Annotated in this window: 21 protein-coding genes; 5 read left to right on the top strand and 16 right to left on the bottom strand. The window is 31.9% G+C overall.

What is annotated here, in order from left to right:
* Positions 1-26: 26 nt before the first annotated feature.
* The 16 genes from BMY33_RS08190 to BMY33_RS08115 all read right to left on the bottom strand — a co-directional run bounded on the left by BMY33_RS08190 (position 27) and on the right by BMY33_RS08115 (position 13,875).
* Entirely contained in the window at positions 27-1,007 is a 981-nt protein-coding gene (locus BMY33_RS08190; RefSeq protein WP_091407421.1) for a hypothetical protein, read from the bottom strand.
* Between the two features lie 130 nt (positions 1,008-1,137).
* On the bottom strand, positions 1,138-1,569 hold the full coding sequence (locus BMY33_RS08185; protein WP_091407419.1) for a hypothetical protein: 432 nt from the start codon (positions 1,567-1,569) through the stop codon (positions 1,138-1,140).
* Between the two features lie 257 nt (positions 1,570-1,826).
* Positions 1,827-3,041 (bottom strand): alpha/beta hydrolase-fold protein, encoded by a 1,215-nt coding sequence (locus BMY33_RS08180; protein ID WP_091407417.1) that lies wholly within the window; start codon positions 3,039-3,041, stop codon positions 1,827-1,829.
* 122 nt (positions 3,042-3,163) lie between these two features.
* Positions 3,164-3,901, bottom strand: coding sequence for a LytTR family DNA-binding domain-containing protein (locus BMY33_RS08175; RefSeq protein ID WP_091407416.1), 738 nt, complete (start codon positions 3,899-3,901; stop codon positions 3,164-3,166).
* Between the two features lie 405 nt (positions 3,902-4,306).
* Positions 4,307-4,846 carry a GNAT family N-acetyltransferase gene (locus tag BMY33_RS08170; RefSeq protein ID WP_091407415.1) on the bottom strand — a complete coding sequence of 180 codons (540 nt, stop codon included), beginning with the start codon at positions 4,844-4,846 and terminating at the stop codon, positions 4,307-4,309.
* Positions 4,847-5,035: 189 nt separating this feature from the next.
* Complete coding sequence (locus BMY33_RS08165; protein ID WP_091407414.1) at positions 5,036-5,632, bottom strand: RDD family protein; 597 nt, start codon at positions 5,630-5,632, stop codon at positions 5,036-5,038.
* Positions 5,633-5,837: 205 nt separating this feature from the next.
* Positions 5,838-6,764, bottom strand: a complete 927-nt coding sequence (locus tag BMY33_RS08160; RefSeq protein WP_091407413.1) for an SH3 domain-containing protein — start codon at positions 6,762-6,764, stop codon at positions 5,838-5,840.
* A 181-nt stretch (positions 6,765-6,945) separates the two neighbouring features.
* Complete coding sequence (locus BMY33_RS08155; RefSeq protein ID WP_091407411.1) at positions 6,946-7,437, bottom strand: hypothetical protein; 492 nt, start codon at positions 7,435-7,437, stop codon at positions 6,946-6,948.
* Positions 7,438-7,506: 69 nt separating this feature from the next.
* Positions 7,507-8,160 carry a hypothetical protein gene (locus BMY33_RS08150; protein ID WP_139195614.1) on the bottom strand — a complete coding sequence of 218 codons (654 nt, stop codon included), beginning with the start codon at positions 8,158-8,160 and terminating at the stop codon, positions 7,507-7,509.
* Positions 8,161-8,597: 437 nt separating this feature from the next.
* Positions 8,598-9,677, bottom strand: a complete 1,080-nt coding sequence (amrB, locus tag BMY33_RS08145; protein ID WP_091407407.1) for an AmmeMemoRadiSam system protein B — start codon at positions 9,675-9,677, stop codon at positions 8,598-8,600.
* 294 nt (positions 9,678-9,971) lie between these two features.
* Positions 9,972-10,709: a ribonuclease HI gene (rnhA, locus tag BMY33_RS08140; RefSeq protein WP_170837039.1), complete on the bottom strand. Its 738-nt coding sequence runs from the start codon at positions 10,707-10,709 to the stop codon at positions 9,972-9,974.
* 237 nt (positions 10,710-10,946) lie between these two features.
* A complete protein-coding gene (locus tag BMY33_RS08135; protein ID WP_091407406.1) occupies positions 10,947-11,309 on the bottom strand; it encodes a hypothetical protein in 363 nt (120 codons plus the stop codon).
* A gap of 179 nt (positions 11,310-11,488) precedes the next feature.
* Entirely contained in the window at positions 11,489-12,073 is a 585-nt protein-coding gene (locus BMY33_RS08130; RefSeq protein ID WP_139195613.1) for a hypothetical protein, read from the bottom strand.
* A gap of 247 nt (positions 12,074-12,320) precedes the next feature.
* The gene (locus BMY33_RS08125; protein WP_091407403.1) at positions 12,321-12,905 is read right to left on the bottom strand and encodes a TIR domain-containing protein; all 585 of its coding nucleotides are present in this window, start codon (positions 12,903-12,905) and stop codon (positions 12,321-12,323) included.
* A 1-nt stretch (position 12,906) separates the two neighbouring features.
* Positions 12,907-13,305 (bottom strand): hypothetical protein, encoded by a 399-nt coding sequence (locus tag BMY33_RS08120; protein ID WP_091407401.1) that lies wholly within the window; start codon positions 13,303-13,305, stop codon positions 12,907-12,909.
* A gap of 3 nt (positions 13,306-13,308) precedes the next feature.
* Positions 13,309-13,875, bottom strand: coding sequence for a TIR domain-containing protein (locus BMY33_RS08115; protein ID WP_091407399.1), 567 nt, complete (start codon positions 13,873-13,875; stop codon positions 13,309-13,311).
* 290 nt (positions 13,876-14,165) lie between these two features.
* Between BMY33_RS08115 and ccoS the strand changes: the two genes are divergently transcribed.
* From ccoS to ccoG, 5 genes are read left to right on the top strand one after another with little or no spacing between them, the layout of a single operon-like run.
* Positions 14,166-14,360: a cbb3-type cytochrome oxidase assembly protein CcoS gene (gene ccoS / locus BMY33_RS08110; RefSeq protein WP_027395788.1), complete on the top strand. Its 195-nt coding sequence runs from the start codon at positions 14,166-14,168 to the stop codon at positions 14,358-14,360.
* Between the two features lies 1 nt (position 14,361).
* A complete protein-coding gene (gene ccoN, locus BMY33_RS08105) occupies positions 14,362-16,554 on the top strand; it encodes a cytochrome-c oxidase, cbb3-type subunit I (protein ID WP_091407397.1) in 2,193 nt (730 codons plus the stop codon).
* 11 nt (positions 16,555-16,565) lie between these two features.
* Entirely contained in the window at positions 16,566-16,757 is a 192-nt protein-coding gene (locus BMY33_RS08100) for a CcoQ/FixQ family Cbb3-type cytochrome c oxidase assembly chaperone (protein WP_091407395.1), read from the top strand.
* Positions 16,754-17,707: a cbb3-type cytochrome c oxidase N-terminal domain-containing protein gene (locus BMY33_RS08095; protein ID WP_091407394.1), complete on the top strand. Its 954-nt coding sequence runs from the start codon at positions 16,754-16,756 to the stop codon at positions 17,705-17,707. Before BMY33_RS08100 ends, BMY33_RS08095 begins: the two co-directional genes overlap by 4 nt.
* 50 nt (positions 17,708-17,757) lie before the next feature.
* The gene (ccoG, locus tag BMY33_RS08090; protein ID WP_091407392.1) at positions 17,758-19,185 is read left to right on the top strand and encodes a cytochrome c oxidase accessory protein CcoG; all 1,428 of its coding nucleotides are present in this window, start codon (positions 17,758-17,760) and stop codon (positions 19,183-19,185) included.
* The last annotated feature ends 16 nt before the right edge of the window (positions 19,186-19,201 follow it).

Genomic DNA, 19,201 nt, shown 5'->3' with positions numbered 1-19,201 from the left:
TCTTTTATACACGCTGTTGTAGGTAGTTATTTTTCCGTTTGCTTTTGAATCCAATCCATAAGTTCATCTTTATTTATTGCATCCCAAGTTGATTGAGTATTCTTTTTTGATGATGGGTTGTCCTCGGGTTGTAATACAATTAATTCGGTATTTTTATTTCCTGCTAGTTTCAATTCAGCTAAAAAGCCAACTATATCTGTCGAATTATTATCGTATAATGTTCTTAGTTGTTTTGTCAGTTTATATTTTATTGCAGGTTCTATATATGCTCGAACTCCATATTCATTGTAAATCTTAACATTTTCATTTTTTTCATCAAAGTAACTGTAAGATGAGAAGTTGTGATAATTTTTGGGATTAGTTTTTGGTGTTCCTTCCAAGTATTTTTCTAATAGATAATTTATAAATTTTGGTTCCCAAAGATCAATTCGATTAATTCTGATATCACGTTTATGTTGATACCATTTTCTTGTAAAATCCATTGTGAAATTACAGATAACAATACCTTCTATTTTAAGTTTAAATTTGAAGTCACTCTCTTTCACGAATTTAATATATCGCATCGCTCTATGTCCAACTAAACTTGCTCCTAAAAAGAAAATGTTTTCATTAGGTAAATTATGTTTATTAAACACTTCTTTAATTAGATTATGTGTAGAATTCATAGATGATTTAGAAAAATAGAAATCAAGTGGAATTTCGGTTGAAACAGATAATACCGCAAAGTCTTGTTTCGTTGCTGGCGTATACATCTGCTTTGAGCTGTGGTTTTTTTTGTCATACCTTGAATCTTCGAGAAAAATAAGTACACCTTTTATTTCCTTATTTTCAGGAAGCATTAGAGTATAACCTTTTTGAATAAAAGGCAAAAAATCATTTTCTCCTATTCCAACTCTTAAACTATCATTTTTTACTGGTTCGTAAGATTCAATCATCTTCTGTGAAAAAGATTTAGTACTAAAAACAGTTAAGAAGAATAAAAATAACACGTTAAAAGTTGTTTTCATTATGGTTTATTTTTAATTTTTCTATTCTAAAAGCTAAATTTAAAAATTTGAACATCTTTGTAAATAATCGCAAATCTTTCGGTTTAGCACTGATTAGCTATGTTTTTTACACCTTGTTGCATGTAGTTATTTATTTCACTTCGCCATCGAACCCATACCAAGTAAGAGTCTTCTTTTTTAATTTTGAAAACTCACGAAATAATTGTCCTAATTTGTTTAGTTCAGTAGTGTAACATTGGATATTAAATTCCGATAAAGAATTTTTATTATTGTTTAATCTAATCCGGACAATACAGTCACTTGAGTGTTTTAATAAAGAAAATTCGCATTTGAAATAGAATGCGAAATTGTCTTTTGGTTTTTCCGAACCTAATTCCCAAAGAAATGTTTTTGTCCCATTAAATGGAAAACCTTCAAGAGCATCTGCTAATTCCTTAAGCTGTTCAGCGTTGTCATAAATTTCAAGTTCTCCAGTACTCTGGCCATTAGATGCTCTAAAAATCAAATTTATGTGATATGGTTCTTCATAGGGTTGCCGAATTATATGTATTGTTTTCTCCAATTAAGGTCGGTTAAATTTCTTAATTATACAAAATGTTCTAGTATATGAAACGTAGCGTGTTTCAGCAACTAATTTAGTTAAAAACAAACAGCATATAAAATTCGTAAGAATTTTAATAAGTAGACCAGCACTAGCAATTAATTTTATACTGTGTTGCCATTTTGTTGATTTTTCAAGTTCAAATTATCCTAGAATACCTTAGCATTTTTTGTGTTTTTAGTTACCTAGACGACTGTATTTTCCAGAGGGCTCAATTTTCATTTAGTTAATTTTTTGAGCTTTTTTTTAGCATCTTTATTGCCATCTATTTCAATAGCTTTTTGATATTGTTCTATGGCTTTTTTCTTTTCCTTTGTTTTTGAGTAAAAATCACCCATTGCTACATAACTTCTAGATTCTCCTGGATAAAAATGTAGGTTAATATCCAGATAGGCTTTGGCTTTTTTAGGTAAATCGTGTACGTCTAACATGAAAAATCCTAAATCATTTGCAAATTCCCATTTTGGTTTCATATCACGTTTAAACCGAATACTAAGTTTATTAAAGTGAGTATAAAAAGGTTGTGTTAGCTCTTCTTTACTATATCTTTTTGGAGTGTTAAAACGCCATCTTTCTTTGAACTTATACCATTTATATACAGATCGCAAACCATTGTACATCCCCAGTGTTACGATACCTCCGTGATCTTCTTCTGGATAATACTTCCATGATGTTTCAAGATGGTTTTGATTTTCTACCAGTATATCGTGAAACTTAAGATTGGCTCTTAACCCTTCCGTGGGTTCATCATCCATTCTCCTCACTTTAACAGTGTCTACGTTATAACTATTTGCTACAGCAAGATGTAATGATTTGTTTTGATAATTATCTTTTTTAAGTAACTTTTTAGATTTCTTGATTAGATTTTCTTTATCCCACCAAAGACTGGGGTCTATAGCTAGATAATTGTCAAAAACATCTGGATGATTTACATAGGCATATATCGTAAAAAGACCTCCTAGCGAATGCCCTAAAATGGTGCTCATTTTATCTGCAGGGTATTTATTTTCAAGATATGGAGCAAGTTCGCACTGCATAAATTCTAGAAAATTAGAAGCGCCACCAGAAGTTTCAACAGAATGTCCCTGACGACCTACAAGAACATTTGTAGGAGTAAAATCTCTAGTGCTATCTGTATTAGTAATTCCCACAACAATAGACTTTGGGATATCAAAATCTTCTAATAGTTTTAACATGCCTGTAACGGGATAAAAATGCCGTGGAGAATTCAATACATATATTATAGGATATTTTTTTCCTTCTTCTATTTCTTCAGGAAGATGTACCCAAATATCACGTTGTTCTTTAAGTACATGAGAATATAAAGAATCTGTGATTCCAATAACTATTTCATTTTTTTCGTTTTTACAAAACTGAGCATTGCTCTGAAAATGTATGCTTATAAGAACGAGTAATAATGATATGTTTTTCATTTATGAAGCTTTTTTGAAGAATCGTTAATAATAGTATAACGGGATAAAAATACATTTAAAAAAGCTTCAAACCATTAAATAATATGGGCTTGGTACGAAAGATGATTTTTCAGGTACGAAAATTATAAGGCTAGAATACTATCTTTATAATTTTTAGAAACACTAACCTCCATTTGGGTAAGGAAAATCGTATTTTGGTTTTTCCACGACTTAAAATGTGTTGGATTTATAAAGTGAGAACGATGCACTTGTACTAAAAAAGGGATCTCTTGATGCAACTTTTTTAATGAAGAACGAATGAGTTTTGAACTTAACTCTCCATTATCTAAATAGAAAATCTCTACATAGTTTTGAGAGCTAGATGCACTTACTAAATCTGAAGGGTATACTTTAAGAATATCTAGTTTATTATCACCTCGTATAGTGAGTAGGATCTCTTTAGGAGGGATAAGTCTTACGACATATAGTCTAGAGAATATTAATAACGGGACTAATACAATAGATGTCTTAGCAAATAGAAAAGAAAAGAAAGAAAAATTATAGACACTATTTATAATTGAACTTTTAGAATACTTATAGAAAACAATATTCAAAATCAAGCATAAACATAGAATCGTTATAATTTCAAAAAAAACATTCCATCTCAATATCTTTTTATAGACCCTGTTTTGTATCACAGCTACAATACCGTAACACAAAAATGTAAGAAATGAAAACCCAATTCCGAGGCCTACCCAATTGGTATTCGAAAAGAATTCAATCTCAAATGGTTTTATAAAGTAAACAAAACAGAACATCCAAATTCCTATAAATACCCCTATCAATAAGTGATGTTTTATGGAGGGATTAAGTTTATTCATTTGTCAATACAATTTGAGTTTGGGACTAATTTAAGCATTTAATAAATTATATAAATGTTGTTGCGATTTTGTTAATATTTATCGAATGAGTAGCGTTTCTTTAGCTGACTATTCTGTTTTGATTTTAATTCAGTTCAGAGGTTTTTTTTAATAAAATTGAGAGATATAGCGTGTAGACTTCTTTTTTGTGACTTTTCATTCTTAAAGTTTAAAATAAACTCAAAAAAATAAACTAGTTTTTTATTCCAATAATGCTCTGGAATGGATGGTAGCGGTCTTGTGTATGGTTAGTTGCTATAAGAACCAAGATAATAAAAAGAGACTGTGATTAAGAAATTCGCTAGAATTTTCTTGATAGATTTTAAAAACCATCAAGTAATAAACTATGCGTGTAGTTGGTAATTGTTATTTATATTCAGATTTCAATAGCGCAAAAACTATTGAATCATCCATTTTATTATTATCAAAATAATGATGTTTTAAAAAGCCTTCTTTCTCGAATTTCATTCTTTTTAGCAGCTTTATCGAAGGCGTGTTATTTGGGCTTACAAATGCCTCTATTCTTTCTAAGTTCATATTGTTAAACCCATAATTAACAATTGATACTATTGCTTCTGACATAATGCCTTTATTTTTATAGTTATCATCAAACAGTCCATATCCTATTTCTGCTCTATTGTGGTCAGTGTACCAAGTATGAAATCCACACCAACCAATAATCGCAGCTGTTTTTTTATCAATTAATTGATGGTAAAGGAATTTCTTATTATGTGTAGAAAGGCCTTTTTTATACTTTTCTTTTTCTTCCACTAATTTTTCAATCGAATTTAAGCCAAGAATAACTAATTGTTCATCCTGAGACATATCAGAATAGATAGAATCAAAACTTTCTTGAGTAAATTTTCTTAAAATTAATCTGTCAGTTATTATTTCTTCAAACTTCATTTTTAATTATTGCTAACGTTTAATTTATGTGCTGTAGGAAGGCAAAGTGTAACCTAACTATCTACATTTTCTGCGCATTGGTTGCTAACTTTTACTTTCTGAAAGCGTTGCGTCTTATCAAAAATACAACAACCATTCGATTGATCATTTTACTGCTATGATCATATATATAATATTAGCATTAGTCTTTTATTCTGCAGAGTCTTTAATCACATTTGTTTTCGATAAATAATCATGAATTCCATTTTTTACAAATAGAAAAGAGAGTCTATCAAATGGTATAAGTCGGCAAAAAGTTCGGATAATAATATCACCATTCGTGGGTTTTTCTCCGTTCATTTTTATAACTCTTGTTTTTGTAACAAATTTCCCAATAGTTTTCTGGAATTTTATTTCCATTATCGCATAGTAAGCGATAAATGTTCCAAAAATCAAAATGTAGCCAATTAGAGAAATCATTCCTTGGTCAGTAGGTTGAATGAAAAGTTCAATTACAAAACTTACAATAAATGCTAGAATTAACCATACAATGAAGTCAATTAAAAAATTTACAAATCGAATTCCGGAACCAACAACGTTAGAATTAACTTTTTCCATTTGTTCTTTTTCGACAACAACTTTTTCTCTAATTTGTTCAAAGTCCGAAGTATCAATATTCCGCTTTTTTATTTCTGATTCAGCTGCCTCGATTGCGAGGGGATTGTATTTTTCTCTTTCTACAGTCAATATTTTTATTAGCTGTTCGTCAGTCTGTTGGGACATAACTTCTAGAAATTCGTTTTCCATTCAGTTTTATATTAATGCTAGCGGCTAGTGTATAAAATCGTAGCGTGTAAAAAGATACTACATTTTGGATTTAACACCGAGCCAAATTTTTATATTTTGATTTACCTTTTCTGCTTTTAAAGCCAAATTAAAAATTTGACAGAGTTAGCTTATATGCCTTAAACGGCCAACCCCGTATTAATTATAACCATTGTTGGCAATAGTTTTAATAATTTATATTTCTAGGATTAGAATCTTCAAACTTATATTCTTTTTTTTCAATTTGTTTTGTTGTAGTTTCCGTAGATATATTTTCATTTAAAAGATTAGTTATTTCTGTAATTATTTCACCATTAATTACATTATAGTTTGATTTGTAATGTTCTCCAGCACCATTGGCGGAAACTTCGATATTAGTTAAAAGCAATTTTTTTCCAAAATACTTAAATTTAGATACATTATTTCCTACTACACCTACTCCATATAATTCTATTATTAGTTCATTATTCGCTATAGTTATATCCTCTATATCGTAGCTGTTTTCATAAGATTCACTTGAGTCAGAATAGTATTTTGAAGGAAAAACAGTTTTAGAGATTTTATCTAGTCTATAGATGTTATTATTATCCTTTAATAAGATAATAACATCTCGATTACCGTTAAAGTTTACTTTTCTTTTTACAACTATCGCAATATCATTTATTTTATCGCCATTTAAATCTCCTTCTGTCTTATATTCTACTTCATAATCTGAAGAGATGAGATTTAAGAAGTCTTTACCAATTATTTCAAACTCTTTTCTATTTGCTAAAAAACCACCAAAAACATATTTAACATTTGATTGATTTTTTGTTAGTACGCCTAACCATTCTCCTTTTATCTGTTTATTTTCATCAGTAATACTTTCGAATATATTAGTTTTTTTTACTACTTCTACTTTTTCTCCAAATTCAAATTTTCCAATGATTTTACCTTTAGGTTTTTTTCTGAAATTAAGTCCTGACTTAGCTATAACATATTTAATGTTATTATTTAATTCCTTTATTTCAGTAGATTTTTCATAAGTTGTTGAATCCTCATTTTTTTTTAAATCTACATCGGTTTTACAACTTAATAGTTGAATTAAGATTATAAAATAAAGTGTGTTTTTCATAATTTTAGCTAACGTTTAATATATGTGTCCTAGCTGCTCAAATTGTTACCTAACCGCAGACGTTTTCTGCGTATTGATTAGTGTTTTTTATTTAATAATCATTGCGCCTTTGCAAATATATACGAACCTTTGGATTGATTAAGAATCTACTATTATCGCATATATATTATTATCATACGTTTTAATTTTTTATAATCGGTGGCGGTGGAGGAGGTAGAGGAATATTTTTGAACTCAGAATCTTTTTCGGATTCAGATTTGATTTTTTCCAATCCAGTTTTATCCACTAATCGTATTTCATCTATCAAAACATTATCTCTATTCTTGAAAAGCAGGAATAATTGTCCAAATTCCTCTTTAGTTTCTTTATTAAAAAAATGAAATGTGTACACCGGGCGTTCTTCATTTATAAGAACTAAGTAATAAGTAACTTTAAGAGGAGAGGCATTTATATCAGACTCTAGTTTAGAAATTTTGGAGATTGTTTCTTGTAGTTTTTCACCTTCGTACCATTCAGTGACATCAGAGATACTATTTTTATCAACTATAGTTCGTCCAATTTTTTCACATTGGATGGTGAAAGAAGCAAATTCGGGTTGAAATATTGTTTTTTTTTCCTGAGAAAAGGCACTTACGATAGTCAATATAGCTATTAATGAAATATATCTTTTCATATTTTTGGCAATGTTTAGTGTATGTATCATCTCGCGGTAAAATGTTACCTTACTTTTTCATTTTTATATCTATTGATCAGTTAATTGCAATTTTAAATATTTTATTTTTTTGTAGCAATTAGGACGCATGTTGGATGTAAGTTTTAAGTAATATACATCCTTTATTACATAAGATTCTGCTGTTACCAGATCTTCTATACCTATAGTGTATTGTTTGTTTATTTTTAGATCAGTTATCGTAATTTCTTCCTCGCTATAATAGTTTGAATAAGAAATGGCTGTTTTTCCTTTCGAACTTAATGGTTTGCCTAAGGTATAAAGGGTCTCTTCATTCTCTAAGTCAACCGAAAGATACCCCCAGTGCTCATAACCAGATACTTCTATCAGTACATGATTAAAATAAATACCCTTAAACTGGTAGCCTAATGATTCTTTGGGGACACTACCGTTTATATTACATGCTTTTAGTATTCTTCTGTAATTGGTAGTACTATAAGTAAACTTTTTATTAAAGGTGTAACAAGAATCGTTGAGTTTAAATGTTTTGGGATAGGTGGTTATTATTTTCTGTTCATTGGCAGGAGTGAAATCTATGAACTTTTCTGCAATTTTTTTATGTTTTTCGTAAGCTGCGCTGTCAATAAACTCATACCTACCTTGTAGTTCATCTTCTATTATTCGAGTTTTATACTCACAGTGTTGAGACCACGATAGTCGAAACATAAAAAATAAAAGTATTATGAATAGTCTATGGCTCATTTTTTATTGGTTGATGTTAACTATTTTATTTTTTCTCATTTTCGGTCCATTTTTAAAAAATTTCTCCAAATTCAAAATTAAATACTTTTTATAGCTCTTTTGCTGTATAAAATGTAAAACCATGTCAAAGAAGTGTAAATTTTTAATGTAGTAGCTGGGCTTTTGGTTATTATGGAGGGTGGCTCTCGGCTATGGTTAGTACGGCAATTAAAACTGCTGAATTTCTACCTTTGACTAGATTATCAACAGTACCATACAGCTGTTTTTATTGTTTATTTCGATTTAATATGCATTACTTGTCTGCTCAAATAGACGATTCTTTCATGGTCGTAATTAAATTGTGTTGTGGAATTTTCTTTACGACTTCTTTTCTAATTTTAACACCATCAAGAATTACAGATCTATTCATATTTGATACTCGCATAAGCGACCCAGTGTTTTTGAGTTGCGATAGCTGTAGTTCCCATTCCTAAGTCTTCTACTGTTATAAGCTCATGATCTATACTCGATTGATAATCTAAAAAAGTTCCTTGTAACGGTTTATTATGTAATGCCTGATTTAATTTATTTGCAAAACTCACTCCAAAAGGTACAGAATAACGACCACACCAAACCCATTTGTATTCTTTATAATCATTAGTTTGCACGGTGTATTCTGTAAACGTTTTTATTTTTTCATTACTAATTTCGTTTACTAAACACTTCTCGATAATCTCCATATCTATAGCTCTAGCTTTTTTAGTGCCTTTATCATCAACTCCAAAAGGGGCTAAATCTCTACCCCATTCTTCATTACCATAATGAACGGCATCGTTAGAAATGACAACTGCTACATCTTTTCCATAGGCAAGATTCTTTTCTTTTAAAATTTTTGACACCACAATAGAAAGGTCATTACCTATGACATCAATCAATGAATAATTTATATAGGGTACAAGTATTGGGATAATTTCTAGATTTTTATTTTTCCGATGTAAAAAGGGTACAATTGCTTCTAAAGAATGTTCTAGTTCTTGCATATCGTTATGAACCAGGTATGAATATTTTGGAAGTTGCTCAATAATTTCAGAGTTTATATCAGACACTTTTAAATCACCATAAGGAGATTCCCAATGTGTAAAATCTCCAAAAATGATTTTGTCTTGAAGATTAAAGTTTCGAGCGCGATGAGCAACACCAACGAGAATAATAGTGTTAGCATTAATTCCTTTAAGTGATTCGTAATACAAACGTCCAGCGTATTTGTAATCGTCATGTGGACTTACCGCTGCTTTCCATTGCATACTATTTTTAGAATCCTTAATGCCTAAACGGTTATAAATAGAGTCTAATTGCCAATTATATTTTGTGAAACCAATTGTATCATGCACAGGTCTAACTCTTTTTTCTAATGCTTGGTCTTGTACTTCGTTTTTTACTATTGTTTGGTTTTTACAACTGAAACAACAGATACACACTATAATAACAATGATTAGTCGCATATAAAGTTTTATTTTAAATAACGTATACTAAAAAATAATTTTTTATAGAGTTCACGATTTTTGGATATGTTGTCGATTTTTCGATTACTGCTAACGTCTCGGCTATGTTTAGTACGGGAATTAAAAGTAATTAACTTTCGATTAAGCACTTAGCCAAAACTTTTTATTTTGTTTTATTTTTTCATTTTTAAAGCCAAATCAAAAGATTTGGCGGACTTGGTTAAAAGCTCTAAACTTTGGATTAAGTACCAAAACCCGTATTAACTATAGCCATTGTTGGCAAATCGTATTTTTTTATTCAAAAAGTTTATTTTCGTTTTCGATTTCTCTTTTTCCATCCTCAGTGAAATACATTGTTTTACAAGAAGGACAAAATAGATAGTATTCAAAATAATATGATTGATTTGCTTTAACTTTTTTCTTTTTCGGTGATTTCTTAATTACAGGTTCTCCACATTTTCGACATTCATCTCCTACGTTTTCTATTTTTACCTTGCTTTTTTGGGTAAATGTTGTATTGGCAGATGAACTTTGGTCAGTATCGACTTCATTAGGTTCATATCCAACGTCCTCGATAAGTTCGTTTGAATTTATTCCATTATTTGCGAGCGTATCACATCGTTCATTTTCTGTGTGTCCTGAATGACCTTTAACCCAATTAAATTCAACATTATGTTTGGATATTGCATTTAATAATCTGTCCCATAAATCACTATTTATTGCAGGAACATTCTTTTTTCTTTTCCACCCGTTTTTTTTCCACTTTTCAGCCCAACCTTTTGTTATTCCATTAATCACATATTTGGAATCTGTAAAAACTTGAACATTAGATTTGGTCTTTAATTGTTCAAGTCCGAAAATCACTCCCATTAATTCCATTCGGTTATTGGTAGTTAATTCATAACCTTTAAAAAATTCTTTTTGTTTTCCTTTATATGATAATATTACTCCAAAACCACCTTTTCCTGGGTTTGGTTCAGCACCTCCATCAGAAAAGAGTTCAATATCTGGAATTTCAGTCCATTCTTTCATCGGTTTTGGTATATGTTTGCCAACATGCGAGTATAGTTATTACGTATAGTACTGTTTGTAATTAATTACACGCATTTGTAATTATTTGTTTTTCGTTTCTAAAATAAAGTAAAAATTCCCCAAATTCAAAATTCTAATTCAGATAATTTTATAGATATTTTGCTGTATAAAATGTAAAGCTATGTCAAAGAAGTTTAATTTTAAATATAGTAGCTCGTCTTTTGATTATAATGAAGACTAAAGGGTTTGTGTATTGTTATTCTCTAACTTGTGTATCCAGTTTTTCGTTTTATTAGTTATTGGTGTTTTATCTGATTTATTGATCATCTCCAACATCAGTTTTTTGAATCCTTCAGTCCATTCAATTCCTTCTTGTTTACTAAACAATTCAACTTGATATGACCACCCTATTGCTCGTCCTTCAATTTTATATTCGATTAAGATAAATTCATTTAGTAATTTGGTCCAATGTGGTTCGCTACATTTTCCGAAATCGGCTCCGTGCATAAAGGAAACGATATTGTCTCTAGACACATTACTGACATACATGGACATCCGATAGAGAAAGTGGATCATCCTTTCGGTTTCAAGTGGTTTCATTTTTTTTAGGATAAGTTAGCGCCAAATTTATGAATCGGAGCAAGGTAAACATACCCGGGCCAATTGATCTATCTGCGCATTTTTATTTCTTATTCAATTTATAAAAATCTAGCGCCATTGCAAAAAAGAAATGACCTTTAGATCTAGCACTAAACTTTGCTATGATTTCATATATAATGTTAGTAGCTGACTTTTTTATAATCGGTTTTAATTGACTTATGATTTTTATTTAAGTCTTTATTTAAGATATACATAGACTTGAACATTTTATATGTTTTATGATCCACTCGCACTAATTTTCTCTTTTTTTTAATTAGAGTATCTCCTTTAATTTTAAATTCAACGGAAGCTTTGTAAGGTCTAACGGGAGGTCCTCCCAAAGCCCAAAAAGGAGTATTTCGAACTGATCCTTCATATCTCTTAATTGTCACCCTAGATTTATTAGCTATATAATAAAACTCAGCTTTACTATCTAGCCAATCAGTTAAGTTATCATTAGTGATTTTTTCACTAGATTCATAATTACTATGACTTCTTGATAGTTGAACTGTATTGTTTTTATTAAACTTTATAAGATCAGTTGTGATTTCGTCCTTGTAATTTTCGTCAATTGATATGAGAGTATCTTTTGATACATATGTTCCAATAATATTTATAGAACTGTTTCTATTTGAGATTCTGGAATATTCACTATTACTTAATTCATAAGCACTTTTTTTCGATCTACAAGAAGTTAAACTTATAGAGATATAAACTATTATCATTAAAGTAATGATTTGGCGAATAAAAAGCATTCTGCAAGTTTTGTTTGCACCTAACGTTTAATATATGGCAAGTTGGGCAGGAAACAAGCGATTAATTTCGGTTAAGCCACAAGCCAAATCTTTTGCGTTTTGTTTTAATTTTTCTCTTTTAATACCAAATCAAAAGATTTGGCGACTTTGCAAACAGACAAAACCTTTCGGTTAAACACTAATCTCCCAATTTGCTATATATAATGTTAGCTGCTGGTTATTTTATCCAAGTTCCGAAGTTTTCATATCCTTTGTCTTTATTCCATTTATACGTTTTTCGTACATCTGATAACTGGACAAATTCATTTTTTTTCGATGGTTTGGCTTTAGTTAATTTAAATTTCGATTTATTTTCCACTGCGCTATATTCAACCCATTTTCCGTTTAAGTATTCAAAAAAGGTAATGTGTGTTCCTGAATCATTGTATCTATATCCTAAATATTTAAATGGGTTTTTACCAAGATTTTTAGTCTCCTTATTTTTATCTTTTATTCCATTTATATGAACACCAAATATATGATTGCCTCGAACAAATGATTTGAATATCTCGTACCTGACCCAAGGTCTTTTATAAGTTTCTGTTCCAATTAATACGCAAGTATTCGAAGTATTTTTCAAAGCAGAATTAATCATACGTTTTAAGGCTGCAAAACCTTCTTTCTTTGCTTTTTCCCAAATTGAAGCATCAAAAAATCCAGCAACTTCTCTATTTGGCTTTGTAACCCAATGTTGTCTAACTACATTGGCTCTAAATGATTTTACATCATCGTGGTGGAAACTGAAAAATACTCTTTTAGCCATATTAGTTGATTACATACATTATTATTAAGGTTATGGCTGTCAAACCACCATAGAAAAACAATTGAGTTACAGAAAAAATTGATGATAGCCAAGAGTCTTTTCCTTTATCGAACGGTTTTGCGTTCATATCAAAATCTATGTCCTTTTCCTCTTTATTTTTCACAGAGTTGTAAAGTCCTCTGTATTGTCTTTCAAGGCTTAAATAATATGCGTCCAATAACCAAAATATTGGTGTAGATATATAGGTGATTATTACATAACTTATATCTGAATCCTTGGCTGCAAAAGCAAATAAAGCGGCAACTAATGTAACCGACCAACCTTTAAGTAAGAATGAATTTACATTCATTCTTGTTATTACTAATTGTATAAATTCTAAATGTTTTCTTTTATTCTCCATTGTTTATTCTTTTAGCCAATCGCTTAACCATTTCTGTGAACCGTCTGGGTATTTAATTCTAAAAATGTTGTCATAAATACCATCATTTCCTTGAGTTACTGATTCGATACGTGGATAAATTTGAAGATATTCATTACCATACCAAGAACCACTATTTTCTGCAAGAGGTAATATAGCTAGATTATCTTTTGAAAATTTAAAAGTGTCTCCTATTCCTAATTCCCAATTACACCATTTTGAAATTACGGCATCATTTGTTGCAAGTAAAATGAATTTATCATTCGAAATAATTTTGGATTTAATTTTTACTGCAGTAACACCGCTTGTTTTTTCAGGCATACTTTCGTCCATCCAATCAACATATACAGATACATTTATTGCTTTAAAAAAAGCGATTGCCTCCTTAATAAGGCTTTTGTCTTTATGTGAATGAGATAAAAAAACACCAATTTTAGATGATGTTTTTAATTCAACTCTGGCTTCATTCAAAACGGTATAAAGATTCTTACCTCGAGAAGTCGTTCGTCTTTCTGTCAGTGATGAAAAAGCTTGTTTTGTAAATATTGGCATAGTGTTGTTTTAACTTGCAGCTAACATGCGAGTATAGTTATTACGTATAGTACCGTTTGTAATTAATTACACGCATTTGTAATTATTTGTTTTCCGCTTCTAAAATAAAGTAAAAATTCCCCAAATTCAAAATTCTAATTCAGATAGTTCGTATAGCTGTTTTGCTGTGCCAAATTAAGAGATGCTATTAACGGTTCTAGTTCTTACCATAAACTACCTTTCTAAAACCTGATAAATGTCATTTTTTAAGAAAACATGCACCCATACTTTTGGAGCCTAATAAGAATCTTATGGGTGTTATTTATGTTTTATTAACCATTAGTATTGTCGTTGCCATCGTGTTTTTTGTGGCTTTTATTCTCTCTGTAAAAAAAGGACAATACGATGATACCTATACACCTGCGATCAGAATGCTTTTTGATGATGAGGTGATTACAGAATCCAAAGAAAAATCTTCAGTAACAACTAATAACAATCACGTATAATATGAACATAGAACAATTCTATTACGATAATAAAATCGTAAAAAAATTCTTATACGCCACCATGCTTTGGGGTATTGTAGGGATGTCGGTCGGATTGCTGCTGGCATTTCTGTTTTTATTTCCTAACCTTACCGATGGGATTCCTTGGTTAAGCTTTGGGCGTTTACGACCACTACATACCAATGCAGTGATTTTTGCCTTTGTGGGTAATGCCATCTTTGCCGGAGTGTATTATTCTACCCAGCGATTGCTAAAAACCAGAATGTTTAATGATACGCTTAGTAACATTAATTTTTGGTGTTGGCAATTGATCATCGTTGGCGCTGCAATTACATTACCGTTAGGATATACAACTTCTAAGGAATATGCAGAATTAGAATGGCCTTTTGATATCGCTATCGCTATTGTTTGGGTAGTTTTTGGTTGGAATTTGATTGGTACCATTCTAAAACGGAGACAACGACACTTATATGTAGCCATATGGTTTTATCTAGCCACCGTAGTTACTGTGGCAGTACTTCATATTTTCAATAGTTTAGAATTACCCGTAAGTGCATTAAAAAGTTATTCGGTCTATGCAGGTGTACAGGATGCGCTGGTACAATGGTGGTATGGACATAATGCGGTAGCCTTCTTTCTTACCACTCCTTTTTTAGGATTGATGTATTATTTTGTGCCAAAAGCGGCGAATAGGCCGGTATATTCCTATCGATTATCGATTGTGCACTTTTGGTCATTGATATTTATTTATATCTGGGCAGGACCACACCATTTATTATACTCTTCATTACCGGATTGGGCGCAGAATTTAGGTGTTGCTTTTTCTATAATGCTAATCGCGCCATCTTGGGGTGGTATGATTAATGGCTTATTAACCTTGCGTGGTGCCTGGGATAAAGTACGTACAGATCCAGTATTAAAATTTATGGTGGTCGCGATCACAGGATATGGGATGGCAACGTTCGAGGGACCTATGCTTTCTTTAAAAAATGTAAACGCGATAGCACATTTTAGTGATTGGGTGATTGCCCACGTACACGTAGGTGCATTAGCGTGGAATGGTTTCTTCACCTTTGGGATGGCATATTGGTTAATTCCTAAAATATTTAAAACCAAATTGTGGTCTACTGCATTGGCCAATGCACATTTCTGGATTGGTACTTTGGGTATTATTATGTATGCATTGCCGATGTATGTGGCAGGGTTTGTTCAGGCTTCTATGTGGAAACAGTTTAATCCAGACGGTAGTTTGGTATACGGTAACTTTTTAGAAACCGTAAACGAAATTATACCGATGTATTGGATGCGAGCAATTGGTGGTAGTATGTTCATCTTAGGGATGTTTATCATGCTGTATAATGTGATTAAAACAATAAAAGCTGGTAATACAGTTACAGATGAATTGGCAGAAGCTGCTCCATTAACGAAAGTAACTAACAAAAGAACTGCAAAAGAAGGATACCATACTTGGTTAGAAAGAAGACCGGTAAAGCTTACGATTTTTGCTACAATTGCGATACTTATTGGAGGAGCCGTACAGATTGTACCCACCCTAATGATCGATTCTAATATTCCTACCATCACGAGTGTAAAACCGTATACACCGCTAGAGTTAGAAGGTAGAGATCTATATATAAGAGAGAGTTGTGTATCGTGTCATTCGCAGATGATTCGTCCTTTCCGTAGTGAGGTAGAACGATATGGAGAATATTCTAAGGCTGGCGAGTATGTCTATGATCACCCATTTCTTTGGGGGAGTAAGCGAACCGGACCTGATCTAATGCGTATCGGAGGCAAATACTCGGATAATTGGCACCTTAATCATTTCTATGATCCGCAGAGTACATCGTCGGGTTCTATTATGCCAAGTTATAAATGGTTGCTAAAAAATGAACTCGATCGATCGGATACAGAAACCAAAATGGAAGCCATGGTTACTCTTGGGGTTCCTTACACTCCAGAAGAGATTACTAAAGCCCAACAATGGATGGATGAACAGGCAACACAGATCGAGAAAAACCTGTATGATGATCCGGATTTTGCCAAAACTTATGAAGCGGATAAAAAATACGCCAAGGAGAATGGATTGGATTTTATCGAGATGCGGGATAGAGAAGTCATCGCCTTAATTGCCTACATACAGCGATTAGGAACCGATATCAAAGTTAAAAACGAAACTGCAAGTTCAAACTAAAGAAATAAACCATGTTTAAATTTATCAAAGGACATATGGAAAGTATCGAAGGCGTAGAGATATATCCTATCATATCACTACTGATATTTTTCATCTTTTTTACTGCCTTATTCTGGTGGGTAATTTCAGCAAAAAAGGAACATATAAAAGAAGTAAGCGAGATTCCATTCGAATCAGAAAATGAAAACGAATTAATACTATGAGAAGTACAGTATCCTATATCAGAGTCATTGCATTACTATTGATCACTTATTTTTTAATAGAATGGGCAGTGGATTCTGGAGAAGAATCGGCATTTATTGCAGTACCAATTAGTTGGGCAGTGTTAGGCATCGTATTGTTATTTGCGATCGCTATAGAGATTTGTGTAGAGGCATTACGAAGTGTGTTGTTTAAATCTCTGAAACCCGAAGCCCAAGAACGTTATGTACTAAGCCAGAAGATTAAAAAAGACAAACAGTTTGGATGGATCAAAGCTACCTATCTAAAATTAGTGGATAGTACGCCAGTAGCAGAAGAAGATGAAATTATTCTGGATCACAATTATGATGGCATTAAGGAGCTGGATAACAACCTTCCGCCTTGGTGGGTGTATGGTTTTTATGCGACCATTCTATTCGGAGTGATCTATTTGGTGCGTTTTCATGTATTTAATGATTACAACCAAACGGAAGAGTATGAAACAGAAGTAGCTGAGGCCTTGGTCGCTATCGAAGCGTATAAAAAAACAGCCAAAGATCTTGTGGATATAAATACAGTTGTATTGCTAACGGATGCTGCTGATATTAGTGCTGGTAAAGCAATTTTCACGACCAATTGTGTGGCTTGCCACAAAGCAGATGGAGGAGGAGGAATCGGTCCGAATCTAACAGATCCAAATTGGATTTTGGGAGGAGGCATTAAAAATGTATTCAAAACTATTTCTGAAGGTGGACGTGATGGGAAAGGTATGGTTGCCTGGAAGCAAACCCTAAAACCAGCAGAAATGGCGCAAGTAGCAAGTTATGTGATTACATTAGGAGGTACAACTCCTGCAGAACCTAAAGAGGCGCAAGGTGAGATCTGGATTGATCCAGATGCTGTAAAAGAAGATGTTTTGGAAGAAGAAGTTCCAGAAACTGTTACAGACTCAACGTCTGTAGTAAGCAATTAGTATAACAAAGTTAGCATAGTATATATCGTATAATTAATAATTATTGTCCATTGGAAACGCCAGAAAACGAAACATTTAGAGATTCTATCGGTACGATTAATGAAGAAGGAAAACGTGCCTGGTTATATCCTAAAAAACCTAGTGGTATATTTTATGAATATCGCAAATGGGTGAGTTATGGGTTATTGATTTTTTTGTTTTCTGCTCCTTTTATTAAAATCAATGGCAACCAATTTTTATTATTTAATGTGTTAGAGCGACGTTTCAACATTTTCGGAGCTCCTTTCTGGCCACAGGATTTTCATCTGTTCGTAATATCAATGATTATTGGGGTAGTCTTTGTAATATTATTTACAGTAGCTTTTGGAAGATTATTCTGTGGTTGGATATGCCCGCAAACCATATTTATGGAAATGGTTTTTCGACGAATAGAATATTGGATCGAAGGAGATAGAGGAAAACAAATACGATTGGATAAACAACCTTGGAACGCCGAAAAAATCAAAAAACGCCTTCTTAAATGGGTGGTGTTTTTTATCATTTCATTTTTAATAGCGAATGTGTTTTTGGCTTACTTGATCGGTAGTGATGTGTTAATCCAATATATATTTATTGATGGCCCTTTTCAGCATGTGGGGACTTTAATTTCCTTATTAATATTTACCGCAGTATTTTATTTTGTCTTTGCCTGGTTTAGAGAACAGGTTTGTGTAATTGCTTGTCCATATGGTCGATTACAAGGCGTATTGTTGGATGCTAAATCCATTGTGGTTGCATACGATTATAAACGAGGAGAAAAAGAAGATGGCAGGGCGAAGTTTAAGAAGAATGAAGACAGATCTAAAAGTGGAAAAGGCGATTGTATAGATTGTTTTCAATGTGTACATGTATGTCCAACAGGAATCGATATCCGCAATGGAACACAGTTAGAATGTGTGAATTGTACTGCCTGTATTGATGCCTGTGATCATATGATGGAAAGTGTAAACCTTCCGAAAGGATTGATCCGATATGCCAGTGAAGATGATATCGCTAAAAAGGAGAAATTTAAGTTTACACCAAGACTAAAAGGATATACAGCCGTATTGGTGATATTGATTGGTGTTTTTCTGGGAATGTCTTTTTTGAGAAATGATGTCGAAGCGAATATTTTAAGGTTACCAGGGCAATTGTATGAGCGAAAAGAAAATAATATGATTAGTAATGTATATACATTTAAACTAGTAAATAAAACGATTAATGATATCGAAAACGTTCATTTCGAATTATTATCTCATACTGGTACCATAGAAATAGTAACTCATAAAAACTTTGTGGTGCCTAAACAAGGATTGGCAGAGGGGACATTATTTATAGAAATTAATGCTTTTGCGTTAAGCGGTGATAAGGATAAAGTAAAAATTGGAGTATACGCGAATGATAATGAATTGATCGAAACAACCACCACAGCGTTTTTAGGACCTAGAAGTTATAGGTAACGAAGGTGAGTCTATG

This window comes from Aquimarina amphilecti, from assembly GCF_900109375.1.
GTDB classification, from domain to species: domain Bacteria; phylum Bacteroidota; class Bacteroidia; order Flavobacteriales; family Flavobacteriaceae; genus Aquimarina; species Aquimarina amphilecti.
Note: the sequence above shows the minus strand (reverse complement) of the source record. Positions and strands in the feature narration are given on the sequence as shown.